We start from the raw sequence: 12705 nt of genomic DNA on the forward strand, positions 1-12705 counted from the left end.
CCTGCTCCGCAGGAGCTTGGGGGAGGGTGGGCGCAGCGGCACCCCCACCGGCGGGCAGCCGGACGCCCCACCCGCCCCCGGCCGCACCCGCGCCCCCGGCCCTCGCCCGCGACCGCATCCGCGGCCTCCTCCTGGGACTCGCCGCAGGCGACGCCGCCGGCTGGCCCGCGGCCCGGCACCGCGCCGCCCGCATGCCCGAATGGACCCGCCGCCTCACCCGCGAACTCGACACCTTCGCCGAGCAGAACGCCACCACCACCCTCCCCGTCCCCATCGCCCTCAACCAGCCCCCCGAACCCCTCCGCCTGGGCCCCTCCGACGACGCCGAATGGGCCGCCTTCACCGCCGGCTCCGTGCTCACCGCCGCCGGCGAGTTCCTCTCCGACCTCGGCCGCGACCGCCGCATGCGGGCAGCCCTCGACCTCGCCTGGAACGCGCTGGCCTGCGAGATCGCGGCCGCCGCCGACCGCGCGCCCGAAGTCGAGTCAGCCGTACTGCCACTCCGCGCCCGGATCTCCGTACGCGCCGGCCTCGGCAACCTCGCCGCCGGGCTGCGCCCGCCCGCCACCGGCCACGACAACCCGCACTTCTTCGACGACGCGGCCTGCGTACGCGCAGCCGTACTGGCCGTCGTCCACCCCGGCGATCCCGAAGCCGCCGCCGGGCTCGCCGAGTTCGACGCCCGGTACACCCAGGACGGCGACGGCGTGCACGGCGCCCGCGCGATGGCCGCCGCGGTCGCCGCCGCGCTCGGCGGCGCCGACGTGGCCGCGTGCGTCGAAGCCGCCCTCGCCCAGCTCCCCGAGGGCACGGAGATCCGCCGCAACGCCCTGCACGCCGTACGGCTGGCCGAGGCCACCGCCGACGGCCGCCCCGGTGCCGCGTTCGCCCTGATCCCCACCCTGGAACACGAGATCGTCGACCACGTCTACAGCTACGGCATCGCCGCCGCCGAGACCGTGCCCGTCGCCCTCGCGCTGGCCCTCGCGGGCGGCGGCCGGACCGCCGAGGCGGTGCCCGCGGCCGCCTGCCTCTCCCGCGTCGCCGACTCCGCGCCCGCCCTCGCCGGGGCGCTGACCGGCGCCCTCGGCGGGGCCGCCGCGCTGCCCGCCGCCTGGCGCGACGCCTGCCGCACGCTCTCCGGCTGCGCCCTCCCCCGACTGGCCGGCACCGACCTCATAGAGCTGGCCGACCTGCTCGCAGGCACCGAACTGACCACCCCGCAGACGCCCCTGATCGCCCAGCAGGCACCCCTGGCCACCCCGCAGACGCCCGCGATCACTCCGCAGGCGCCCGTGATCACTCCGCAGACGCCCCTGGCGAAAGGACCGGCCGAGCCATGACCGACACCGCGGCACCACCCACCACCACGGCGACGCCCACCGGCCCCTCCCTCGCCGACCGCACGGCAGGCGCCCTCGCCGGAGCCGCGGTCGGCGACGCGCTCGGCGGGCCGGTCGAGGGCTGGAGCCCGGAGCAGATCCGGGAGCGGCACGGCGGCCCGGTCCGCGGCATCGTCGGCCCTTGGTACGAGGACTGGCGCACCGCCCGCCCCCTCGCGCCGTACCACAAGGGCGACGGCCACGTCACCGACGACACCCTCATGACGCACGCGCTGATCAGGGTGTACGAGCAGGTCCGCGACCACCTCGACGCATACGCGGTGGCCGAGCACCTGGTCCCCGACCTGATGACCCAGCCACTTCTCGGCGAGGAAGACGCGTTGCAGGGGCAGCGCCTCGGCCTCCAGCTCGGGGATCCAGCGGGGGTCATCGTCAACTGCGGCGCCGCGATGTACATGGCGCCGGTCGGCCTGGTCAACGCCGGTGACCCGCGCGGTGCTTACGCCGAGGCGCTGGACGTCGCGGGCGCGCACCAGTCCTCGTACGGGCGGGAGGCGGCCGGCGTCCTCGCCGCGTCGGTGGCCGCGGCCTGCACGCCCGGCGCCACGCCCGCCTCCGTGGTCGACGCGGCCCTCGCCCTCGCCAAGGACGGCACCCGCACGGCCATCGAGGCGGTGTGCGAAGTGGCGGTGAAATACGAGGAGTTCGAACCTGCGTTGCCGCAACTGCGGGGCGCGGTCTCCCCGTTCGACACCGTGGGGCCCGAGTACCGCCGCCCCTCGCTCGGCGCCCGGCGGCCCTCCCGGCTGCACTCCATCGAGGAACTCCCCATCGCACTGGGCCTGTTGCTGATCGGCGACGGCGACTACCGCGAGACCGTGCTCGGCGCCGTCAACTACGGCCGCGACTGCGACTCCATCGCCACCATGAGCGGCGCCCTGGTCGGCGCGCTCGGCCACCCCGTACCCGCGGAGTGGACCACGGCCGTCTCCGAGGCCAGCCGCCTGGACCTGAAGGCCCCCGCGGACGCGCTGACCGCTGTGGCCCGCGAGATCCACCACCGCGATCTGGCGCGCCGCCGCGCCCACGAGGCCGCGTTCGCCGCGCTCACGGAGGTCCGATGACGTATCCCCCGGCGCCGCTGCGGGTCACCTGGGTCCAGCCGGAGGACCTGCTCGGCCACGAGCTGCGGCAGGCCGCCGAGGACGGCCGGGACGCCACCGTGATCCGCCGCCGCTGGCACACCGCGGGCGGCGGCGACGCGCCGGAACGGGCCGGTGCCTCGCCCGCCCCGGCTCCGCCACACCTCCGGACGCTCGCCACCGCCCTCCTCGACGACCTGGCCGCGCTGCCCTCCCCGCTGGCCGCCGACGAGCCCACCGATCTGGCGGCCGTCCGGGCCGCCGCCCCGCCTCCGCCGCCCGTCCCCACCGCGCCCGGCCTGCTCCCCCGCCTCGAAGCCGCCTGGCTGGGCCGCGCCGCCGGCTGTCTGCTCGGCAAGCCGGTCGAGAAGCTGCCGCTGGCGGGCATCCGGGAGATCGCCCGGTCGACCGCGAACTGGCCGCTGCACACCTGGTTCACCGAGGCCGGGCTGGATCCCGGTACCGCCGCCCGGTACCCGTGGAACCGCCGCAGCGCCGCCATCTCGCTCGCCGAGAACATCGACGGCATGCCCGAGGACGACGACCTGAACCACCCCGTCCTCGGCCTGCTCCTCCTCCGGCGCCACGGCCACGCCTTCACCACCGCCGACCTCGCCCGGCTGTGGCTGGCGGAGCTCCCGGCGGGCCGGACGTTCACCGCCGAGCGCGTCGCGTACCGCAACCTCCTCGACGGCATCGAACCGCCGGACACCGCCCGCTTCCGCAACCCCTTCCGCGAGTGGATCGGCGCCCTGATCAGGGCCGACATCCACGGCTGGACGCACCCGGGCGACCCGGCCGGGGCCGCGGCCGCCGCCTGGCGGGACGCGGTACTGACCCACACCGCCAACGGCGTGTACGGGGCGATGTTCGTCGCGGCGGCCCTCGCCCGCGCCGCCGCCGGGGACGCGGACGTGCACGCCTGCCTGCGTACCGGCCTCGCCGTCGTCCCGCCGCGCGCCCGGCTGGCCCGGGCCGTGCGCTTCGGTATCGCGGCGGCCGGGGAGGCGCCCGACCGTACGCCGGCCGGCTTCGAGACCGTGGTGGACCGGCTGCACGCCGCGTACGGACAGCACCACTGGGTGCACGTCCTGCCCAACGCCGCCCTGCTCGCCGCCGCCCTCACCCACGCCGACGGGGACTTCACCGGGTCGGTCTGCCGCGCCGTCTCCGGCGGCTGGGACACCGACTCCAACGGCGCGACGGCCGGCTCGCTCACCGGCCTGCTGGCCGGCTCCCCGGAAGCGCTGCCGGCGCGCTGGACGGCCCCGCTGGCCAATCGCCTGGCCACCGGCATCGGCGGCCTGGACGGCATCGGCTTCGACGCCCTGGCCCGCGAGACAGCGGCCCTCGCGGTCACCGCCCCGCCCGACGGAGAAGACGACAAACGGGCCGCGGCCCCCGAGGAGGACCACGACCCGCTGTGCCCGGCGGATGCCCGGGACTAGGACTTCTTGTTACCGGTGCGCTCGGCGTCCTTCGCGGGCGCGGCATCTTCGGCCCGCTCGGCGTCGTCCGCCCGGTCGGCGGGCGCGTCGTCCGCGGCCGGGCTGTCGGCCGGTCCGTCGCCCGCGGCGTCCGCCGCACCGTCCTCCGGCTCGTCCGCTCCCGGCTCGACAACCGCTTCCCGGCCCGGCGACCGCTTCGCCGAGATCACCATGTAGACCAGCGCGAGGACCAGGACGATCAGCGCCGTCCACACGTTCAGCCGCAGCCCCAGGATGTGGTGCGCCTCGTCGACCCGCATGTACTCGATCCACGCGCGGCCCGCGCAGTACGACGCGACGTACAGCGCGAACGCCCGGCCGTGGCCCAGCTTGAACTTCCGGTCCGCCCAGATGACCAGGATCGCGACGCCGATGCACCACAGGGACTCGTACAGGAACGTGGGGTGGTACGTGCCGCCCACGCGCCCGATCGACGGGTCCGAGGAGATCTCCAGCGCCCACGGCACGTCCGTCTTCCGGCCGTACAGCTCCTGGTTGAACCAGTTGCCCCAGCGGCCCATCGCCTGCGCCAGCGCGATGCCCGGCGCGACCGCGTCCGCGTACGCCGGCAGCGGGATGCCCCGGCGGCGGCAGCCGATCCAGGCGCCGACCGCGCCCAGCGCGATCGCGCCCCAGATGCCGAGGCCGCCCTCCCAGACGTAGAGCGCCTTGATCGGGTCGCCGCCCTCGCCGAAGTACGGCTCATACGTCGTGATGACGTGGTACAGCCGCCCTCCGACCAGGCCGAACGGCACCGCCCACACGGCGATGTCGGCGACCGTCCCGCTCCGGCCACCGCGCTGGATCCAGCGCTTGTTGCCGAGCCAGACGGCGATGAAGACGCCGATGATGATGCAGAATGCGTAGCCGCGCAGCGGGATCGGGCCGAGATGCACGACGCCGGTCGACGGGCTGGGAATGAATGCGAGGTCCATGGCAGCCCCGACGCTACCGCGCCGGGCGGGCCGGGCGGCAACCCACCCCGCAACGGCTCAGTAACGACCCCCCGTACGGCACTTCTGCGCCGTGCTTCTCTTCCTCACTTCTTCTTGTTCGCGTCGAGCACCATCTGCTTCAGCTTCTGCGGGGTCACCTGGGCGTTCGGGTCGGCGAAGATGTTCTTCCCATTGAGGATGACGCTCGGGGTGCCCTGCAGGCCGGCGCTCTGGAACGCCTCCTGCGACTTCTGCGCGAAGCCGTTGTACTTCCCGTCCTGCACACAGGAGCGGAAGTCCCCCGTCACCAGGCCCGGGACCTTCCCCGCCAGCTGGATCAGGTACTTCTTGCTCGCATACCGGTCCTCCTGCTCGGGGGGCTGGTTGGTGAACAGCACGTCGTGGTACTCGCGGAACTTGCCGGCCTGCTGCGCGCACAGGGCGGCATTGGCGGCGTTCAGCGAGCCCTTGCCGCCCATGTTGCCGTCGATGAGCAGGGCGAGGTGGTAGTCGGTCCGCAGCTGACCGTTGTCCTCCAGCTCATGGAGGGTCGAGCGGAAGCCCGTCTCGAACTGCTTGCAGGCGGGGCAGCGGAAGTCCTCCCACACCTGCAGCGTGGACGGGGCGCTCTTCTTGCCGACCGTGACCATCGGCTTGTCCCCGCCCGTCGCCCCCTTCGGCGCGGCGACCGGCGCGCTCTTGTCCTCACCCGTCGACGACGCCCAGAGGGCGATGCCGGCGGCCACCGCCAGGACGACGACCACCGCCCCGGCGACCTTCGCCTGCCGGCCGCGCCGGGCGCGGGCCTTTTCCTTCTCGCGCTGTGCCTGCAGCCGCTCGCGGGCGCTGCCATCGGCTCGGGATTTCTGGCTCACACCCGTGGAAAACGAGGCGGAGGGACGCGACTGCGCCCCTCCGCCCCGGTTTTCGCCCTATCGAGGGACCCGCCCGGCGCGCGCTTTACGCGTGCCGGGTGCGGGTGTTACGCCCGTACGCCCTTGGCCAGCTCCCCGGCCAGCTCCCGTACGCCCGCGAGCGCGGCCTCCAGGTCGTCCTCGTGCGCCAGCATCCGCTTCACGAACGCGGAGCCGACGATGACTCCGTCGGCGAACTGCGCGACCTCCGCCGCCTGCTCGGCGTTGGAGACGCCGAGGCCCACGCAGACCGGCAGGTCGGTGGTGGCCCTGGTGCGCGCGACCAGGTCCTGGGCCTCCCGGCCGACGGACTCCCGGGTGCCGGTGACGCCCATCAGCGACGCCGCGTACACAAAGCCCGTACCGGCCGCGGTGATCTTCGCGAGCCGCTCGTCCCGGCTGCTCGGCGCGACCACGAAGACCGTGGCCAGGCCGTGCTCCTCGGCGGCCTTCCGCCACACCTCGGACTCCTCGACCGGCAGGTCCGGCAGGATGCAGCCGGCGCCGCCCGCGGCGGCCAGGTCGGCGGCGAACCGCTCCACGCCGTACGCGTCGACCGGGTTCCAGTACGTCATGCACAGCACCGGCGCGCCAGTGGCGGCGTGCGCCTCGCGGACCGTACGGATCACGTCGACGATCTTGACGCCGCCGCGCAGCGCGATGTCGTCGGCGGTCTGGATGACCGGACCGTCCAGCACCGGGTCGCTGTGCGGCAGGCCGACCTCGACGATGTCGCAGCCGCCCTCCAGCATCGCGGTGACGGCGCGTACCCCGCCGTCCACGGTCGGGAAGCCGGCCGGGAGGTACCCGACCAGGGCCGCGCGGCCCTCGGCCTTCGCGCCGGCCAGTACAGAGCTCAGCAGCTCGACGTTGCCCGCCATCACTTGGTCCCCTCCTGGTGCGCGCCGAGCGCGGTGTCCGTGGCGTCGGTGTCGTCCGCCTCGACCGCGTCGTCGGCGGGCGCGTCGTACAGCCCGAAGTACCGCGCGGCGGTGTCCATGTCCTTGTCGCCGCGGCCGGACAGGTTGACCAGGATCAGCCCGTCCTTGCCCAGCTCGCGGCCCAGCTCCAGCGCACCGGCGAGTGCGTGCGCGCTCTCGATGGCGGGGATGATGCCCTCGGTCTGCGAGAGCAGCCGCAGCGCCTGCATGGCCGCGTCGTCGGTGACGGCGCGGTACTCGGCGCGCCCGACGTCCTTGAGGTAGGAGTGCTCGGGCCCGATGCCCGGGTAGTCCAGGCCCGCGGAGATCGAGTACGGCTCGGTGATCTGGCCGTCCTCGTCCTGCAGGACGTAGGAGCGGGAGCCGTGCAGGATGCCCGGGGTGCCCTCGGTGAGGGTGGCCGCGTGCTCGCCGGTCTCCACGCCGTGGCCGCCCGGCTCGCAGCCGATCAGGCGGACGTCCGCGTCGGGCAGGAAGGCGTGGAAGAGGCCGATGGCGTTGGAGCCGCCGCCGACGCAGGCCACGGCCGCGTCGGGCAGCCGCCCGGCGCGCTCCAGGAGCTGCCGGCGCGCCTCGACGCCGATGACGCGGTGGAAGTCGCGCACGAGGGCGGGGAAGGGGTGCGGCCCGGCGACCGTGCCGAAGAGGTAGTGCGTGCGGTCGACGTTGGCGACCCAGTCGCGGAACGCCTCGTTGATCGCGTCCTTCAGGGTGCGGCTGCCGGACTTCACGGCGATGACCTCGGCGCCGAGCATCCGCATCCGGGCGACGTTGAGCGCCTGCCGCTGGGTGTCGATCTCGCCCATGTAGATGGTGCATTCGAGGCCGAAGAGGGCGCAGGCGGTCGCGGTGGCGACGCCGTGCTGGCCCGCGCCGGTCTCGGCGATGACCCGGGTCTTGCCCATGCGCTTGGTGAGCAGCGCCTGGCCCAGCACGTTGTTGATCTTGTGCGAGCCGGTGTGGTTCAGGTCCTCGCGCTTGAGGAAGATCCGCGCGCCGCCCGCGTGCTCGGCGAACCGCGGCACCTCGGTGAGGGCGCTCGGCCGGCCGGTGTAGTTGACCATCAGGTCGTTGAGCTCGGCGGCGAAGGCGGGGTCCGCCTTGGCCTTCTCGTACTCCTCGGCGACCTCGTCGACCGCGGCGACCAGCGCCTCGGGGATGAACTTGCCGCCGAACGCGCCGAAGTAGCCCTCGGCGCTGGGAATGTGACCCTCGGGGTCCGGGATGAAGAAGTCAGAGGACATCCGACGTACTCCTCGTTCGGGGCGCACGCATACGCCCCGGAAGTCTCGATATCTCGAAATACGGGCATCAAGCTACGTGCCGCGCACCACGGACCCGGGTGTCACACTCCGCCGGAGCACCCGCAGGGTGTCCGGTCAGGCGTGCGAGCCCGCGCGCGGCGCGGCCGTGCGACGCCATCGGCGCCCGTTGATCTGCCCCGGCTCCGAGCCGATGTGGTACCGGACGCGGCGTCCGTGAATGCGGCGTGCCGGAGCCCGGCAGCCGCGCGGCCGGCACCCGCGCCCCAGCGCCGCGTGCGGCAGGCGCGCGGCGCTCACCGCGGCCGGGCGACGGCCCGGGCGCGGCGACTGGGTGCGGACGGCGGTCATTGAGGAGTCAGTCCCGTCCGTGCCGGATGGCCGGGTGCGAGCCCGCCGCGACGAGGTCGGCGACGGCCGTCTTCGGGTCCTTGCCGGTGACCAGCGACTCGCCGACGAGGACGGCGTCCGCGCCCTCGTTGGCGTACGCGATCAGGTCGTGCGGCCCGCGGACACCGGACTCGGCGATCTTGACGATGTGGTCCGGGATCTCGGGGGCGACCCGGCCGAAGTTGCCGCGGTCGACCTTGAGGGTCTTCAGGTCGCGGGTGTTCACGCCGATGATCTTCGCCCCGGCGGCCACCGCGCGCTCGACCTCTTCCTCGTCGTGCGCCTCGACCAGCGGCGTCAGCCCGATCGACTCGGCCCGCTCGATCAGCGAGACCAGCGCTTCCTGCTCCAGCGCGGCCACGATCAGCAGCGCCAGGTCGGCGCCGTACGCGCGGGCCTCCCACAGCTGGTACGCGCTGACGATGAAGTCCTTGCGCAGGATCGGGATGTCGACCTTGGCCCGGACGGCTTCGAGGTCGGCCAGCGAGCCGCCGAAGCGGCGCTGCTCGGTGAGGACGGAGATGACGGCCGCGCCGCCCGCTTCGTAGTCGGCGGCGAGCCCGGCCGGGTCGGCGATGGCGGCCAGCGCGCCCTTGGACGGGCTGGAGCGCTTGACCTCGCAGATCACCCGCACGCTGTCGCCCTTGAGGGCGGCCACGCCGTCCTTGGCGGGGGCGGCCTTCTGTGCCCGCTCCTTCAGCTCGTCGAGGCTGACGCGCGCCTGTCGCTCGGCGAGGTCGGCGCGGACTCCGTCGATGATCTCGTCGAGCACACTCACGCGAGCGGCCTCCTTCTTGAGCGGTGGAGGAAAACTGTCACCCTCGGGGACGCGGTGCGCTCCCAGCAGGCACTCCGATGGTATCCGGCCAGGAGCGGTAGCCCCGCATCCGCCTGTCGGCGGTCCCACAACATGGACAGGTACCGGCCGCGCGAGCGCTCACCGGAAGGCGCGAAAACGGCGCGGATCATGGGGCGAGGGCCGATCCGGCGGGCAGGTTGCGCACCGCCGTGAAGAGCAGCACGACACCGCCGACGAGCCACCAGTGGACCGGTCTCGGCCGCGGCCCGGCGACGGGCAGCCCGCGGCCGGCCCGCACCAGCCAGACCGCCCAGAACACCGCGAACGCCGCGTAGCCGAGCACTGCCAGGGCGTTGGCACCCAGCGCCGCGCCCAGGTCGCCGTGGACCACCGCGTACGCGCTGCGGAGTCCGCCGCACGCCGGGCAGTACAGACCGGTGAACCGCAGCAGCGGGCAGACGGGGTAGTGCCCCGCCTCGTTGGGGTCGACGGCGCCGACGTACGCGAAGGCCGCCAGGACCGCCGCCAGGGCGCCCAGCGGGGGCGCGAGGCGGCGCGCCGCGCCGGTGCGTGCGGCAGGGGGCGGGGGCTGCGGAGTGCGCGCCACGGGTTCCGTCACGGTCCCGATTGTTCCCCGCTATGCGCGAAGGCGCAGCTTTCCCGCCGCCGCACGGGCCGTTCCGCGCCATGAGCGCGGGGCGTGCGGGCGGCCGGGAAAGCCGCGCCTTCGTCGTCGGGCGTCGGGCGCCGGGGCGTCCGGACGGGCGGTCAGCTCTGCTGCGGCGCGGGGCTGCCCTTGGTGCGCTTGGGCTCGGAGCCCAGGCCCGCCATGCGCATCAGGCCGCCGACGACCGCACCGGCGAAGATGAGAACGATGCCGGCCCAGAAGCCGGGCACGTTGGCGAGCACCGTGAAGACGCCCGCGACGCAGAAGCCGATGAACGAAATGATGACGCCGGTCCAGGCAGCCGGGGTGTGTCCGTGGCCGTGGCCATTGCTCGACATGAGTGCTCCTCGTTGCTTTCTCGCGCCTGGGTCGGGGCGCGGCGTTCGCTCGGAATCATTGTCCCTGATGCGCGGGGTGGGCCCGTCATCGGGTCGGTACGGACCGGTGACGCCGCCCCTAGGCGGTGGGGTCCTCGCCCCGGTCCAGCGACTTCCAGATCTCCTCCGGGCGGTCCAGGTCCGGCGGCGCGGCGGCGCGGCGCGCGGCGCGGGGGCCGCCGCCCGCGCGCTCGTAACGCCCGGACATCGCGGGCCAGCGCCGCCCGTACGCCAGCGCCAGCACCCCGGCGACCAGCAGCAGCGCGCCACCGCCCGCGGCCACCCACGGCCAGACGGTGTGCGCGACGTCGTGGACGCCGGCGCCGCTCATGCCGGTGGCGGTGGCGGCCTTGGCCTCCAGCGCGGAGGTGTCGGCGTTGCCCAGGACGGCGCCGACGACGGTGCCGGCGCCGCTCAGCGCCAGCAGCGCGGAGACGGCGACGCGGCCCGCGCCGCGCACGGCGAAGACGGCGACCAGCGCGGCGAGCCCGACCACGGCGAGCGCGCCGGGCACGCCGGTGACGTCCTGGCCCGTCGCCTTCTGCGGGAGCTCGCCCTGGGCGACCACGGCGGTGGCGGTGGCCCAGGTGCGGCCGGAGGAGAGGAGCGCTAGGGCGGCGCCCAGCGCTCCCAGGAGGAGCGCGAAGGCGAGGGGTTTACGCGCGGTCCCGCCTGCGGCGGCGGGGGCGTCCGTCGCGGCGGCGTCGGTACGGGGCTCGGGTACGGCACTCACGTACTCCACTATCGCGTACGTTGCCGGGTGCGCGTCCGCGTGGGGGTACCGACGGCCTCCGGCCGCGGTGTCCTCAATCGCCGGACGGGCTTGATTTTTGCCGCTTCGGTCTTGATTTTGCCGCGTCGGGCTCGATTTCTCCGTCGGACTTGATCAGCCGGGACGCGGGCGTCAGGTGCCCAGGTTGTTCGCCGTATGCACGGCCCTCAGGACCGCCGCTGCCTTGTTGCGGCATTCCGCGTCCTCCGCCTCCGGGTCGGAGTCGGCGACGATGCCTGCGCCGGCCTGGACGTAGGCCGTGCCGTCGCGGAGCAGGGCCGTGCGGATGGCGATCGCGGTGTCGGAGTCGCCGGCGAAGTCCAGGTAGCCCACGCAGCCCCCGTAGACGCCGCGCCGGGTGGGCTCCAGCTCCTCGATGATCTGCAGGGCGCGCGGCTTCGGGGCGCCGGAGAGCGTGCCGGCGGGGAAGCAGGCGGTGAGCACGTCGAAGGCCGTGCGGCCCTCGGCGACCGTGCCGGTGACCGTGGACACGATGTGCATGACGTGGCTGTAGCGCTCGATGGACATGAAGTCCACGACCTCGACGCTGCCGGGCTCGCAGACCCGGCCCAGGTCGTTGCGGCCCAGGTCGACGAGCATCAGGTGCTCGGCGCGCTCCTTGGGGTCGGCGATCAGCTCGTCGGCGAGAGCCTGGTCGAGCTGCGGGGTGCCGCCGCGCGGCCGGGTGCCGGCGATCGGGTGCACCATGGCCTGCCCGTCCTCGACCTTGACCAGCGCCTCCGGGCTGGAGCCGACGACGTCGACGCCGCCCTCGAAGCGGAAGAGGTACATGTACGGGCTCGGGTTCGTGGCCCGCAGCACCCGGTACACGTCCAGCGCGGACGCCGTGCACGGCGTCTCGAAGCGCTGCGAAGGCACGACCTGGAAGGCCTCGCCCGCCCGGATGCGCTCCTTGATGTCCTCCACCGCGTCCTTGAAGGAGTCGCCGCCCCACTTGGCGGTGTACTCGGGCAGCTCGGAGGCAGGGAGCGCGGCGGCGTTCGACGGGGCCGGGCGGCTCAGGTCGTACGCCATGGTGTCCAGCCGGGCCACCGCGTCCGCGTACGCCTCGTCGACCCCGGTGTCCAGGTCGTTGTGGTTGATGGCGTTGGCGATCAGCAGGACCGTGCCGTTCCAGTGGTCCAGTACGGCCAGGTCCGAGGTGAGCAGCATGGTGAGCTCGGGGAGCTGGAGCTCGTCCTCGGTGGAGTCGCCGATCTTCTCCAGGCGGCGGACGATGTCGTAGCCGAGGTAGCCGACCATGCCGCCGGTGAACGGCGGCAGGCCCTGGCCCTCGATCAGGTCGCGCGGGGTGTGCAGCGTCCGGATGGTCTCGCGCAGGGCGGCGAGCGGGTCGCCGCCGGTGGGCACGCCGACCGGCGGGGTGCCGAGCCAGTGGGCCTGCCCGTCGCGGGCGGTGAGGGTCGCGGAGCTGCGGACGCCGATGAAGGAGTACCGGGACCAGCTGCGGCCGTTCTCCGCGGACTCCAGGAGGAAGGTGCCGGGGCGCTCCGCCGCGAGCTTGCGGTACAGGCCCACCGGCGTGTCGCCGTCGGCGAGGAGCCGCCGGGTGACCGGGATGACCCGGCGGTCCATCGCGAGGGTGCGGAAGTTTTCGAGGTCCGGAGTCGCGGTGCCGGTGGTTCCCGTGGTCATGTCAGCGGATCCTAGTAGCG

Annotated in this window: 13 protein-coding genes; 3 read left to right on the forward strand and 10 right to left on the reverse strand. The window is 74.2% G+C overall.

The features are described from left to right. The first annotated feature begins 26 nt into the window (after window positions 1–26). Genes AB0I82_RS08025 through AB0I82_RS08035 form a run of 3 tightly spaced genes read left to right on the forward strand, consistent with a single transcriptional unit; the run spans window position 27 to window position 3933 of the window. On the forward strand, window positions 27–1343 hold the full coding sequence (locus AB0I82_RS08025) for an ADP-ribosylglycohydrolase family protein (RefSeq protein ID WP_363256287.1): 1317 nt from the start codon (window positions 27–29) through the stop codon (window positions 1341–1343). Beyond that, on the forward strand, window positions 1340–2467 hold the full coding sequence (locus tag AB0I82_RS08030; RefSeq protein WP_363256288.1) for an ADP-ribosylglycohydrolase family protein: 1128 nt from the start codon (window positions 1340–1342) through the stop codon (window positions 2465–2467). Before AB0I82_RS08025 ends, AB0I82_RS08030 begins: the two co-directional genes overlap by 4 nt. After that, on the forward strand, window positions 2464–3933 hold the full coding sequence (locus tag AB0I82_RS08035) for an ADP-ribosylglycohydrolase family protein (protein WP_363256290.1): 1470 nt from the start codon (window positions 2464–2466) through the stop codon (window positions 3931–3933). The genes AB0I82_RS08030 and AB0I82_RS08035 overlap by 4 nt, the downstream gene beginning before the upstream one ends. Here the strand turns inward: AB0I82_RS08035 and lgt are convergent. The 10 genes from lgt to AB0I82_RS08085 all read right to left on the reverse strand — a co-directional run bounded on the left by lgt (window position 3930) and on the right by AB0I82_RS08085 (window position 12685). After that, entirely contained in the window at window positions 3930–4907 is a 978-nt protein-coding gene (gene lgt / locus AB0I82_RS08040; protein WP_363256291.1) for a prolipoprotein diacylglyceryl transferase, read from the reverse strand. The two genes, AB0I82_RS08035 and lgt, sit on opposite strands and share 4 nt — an antisense overlap. 104 nt (window positions 4908–5011) lie before the next feature. Further along, window positions 5012–5782 carry a thioredoxin domain-containing protein gene (locus AB0I82_RS08045; protein WP_363256292.1) on the reverse strand — a complete coding sequence of 257 codons (771 nt, stop codon included), beginning with the start codon at window positions 5780–5782 and terminating at the stop codon, window positions 5012–5014. A gap of 107 nt (window positions 5783–5889) precedes the next feature. After that, window positions 5890–6702, reverse strand: coding sequence for a tryptophan synthase subunit alpha (trpA, locus tag AB0I82_RS08050; protein ID WP_363256293.1), 813 nt, complete (start codon window positions 6700–6702; stop codon window positions 5890–5892). After that, entirely contained in the window at window positions 6702–8006 is a 1305-nt protein-coding gene (gene trpB / locus AB0I82_RS08055; protein ID WP_363256294.1) for a tryptophan synthase subunit beta, read from the reverse strand. The genes trpA and trpB overlap by 1 nt, the downstream gene beginning before the upstream one ends. 135 nt (window positions 8007–8141) lie before the next feature. Further along, window positions 8142–8375, reverse strand: a complete 234-nt coding sequence (locus AB0I82_RS08060; RefSeq protein ID WP_363256295.1) for a tryptophan synthase subunit(beta) — start codon at window positions 8373–8375, stop codon at window positions 8142–8144. 7 nt (window positions 8376–8382) lie between these two features. Next, on the reverse strand, window positions 8383–9192 hold the full coding sequence (trpC, locus tag AB0I82_RS08065) for an indole-3-glycerol phosphate synthase TrpC (RefSeq protein WP_030256369.1): 810 nt from the start codon (window positions 9190–9192) through the stop codon (window positions 8383–8385). 187 nt (window positions 9193–9379) lie between these two features. Further along, window positions 9380–9820, reverse strand: coding sequence for a DUF2752 domain-containing protein (locus AB0I82_RS08070; RefSeq protein WP_363256902.1), 441 nt, complete (start codon window positions 9818–9820; stop codon window positions 9380–9382). Between the two features lie 161 nt (window positions 9821–9981). Further along, entirely contained in the window at window positions 9982–10218 is a 237-nt protein-coding gene (locus AB0I82_RS08075; RefSeq protein ID WP_030256377.1) for an HGxxPAAW family protein, read from the reverse strand. 118 nt (window positions 10219–10336) lie between these two features. After that, window positions 10337–10990: a TIGR02234 family membrane protein gene (locus AB0I82_RS08080; protein WP_363256297.1), complete on the reverse strand. Its 654-nt coding sequence runs from the start codon at window positions 10988–10990 to the stop codon at window positions 10337–10339. A 171-nt stretch (window positions 10991–11161) separates the two neighbouring features. After that, window positions 11162–12685 (reverse strand): anthranilate synthase component I, encoded by a 1524-nt coding sequence (locus AB0I82_RS08085; RefSeq protein ID WP_363256298.1) that lies wholly within the window; start codon window positions 12683–12685, stop codon window positions 11162–11164. Window positions 12686–12705: the final 20 nt, after the last annotated feature.

This window comes from Streptomyces sp. NPDC050315 (assembly GCF_040655775.1).
Lineage (GTDB): Bacteria > Actinomycetota > Actinomycetes > Streptomycetales > Streptomycetaceae > Streptomyces.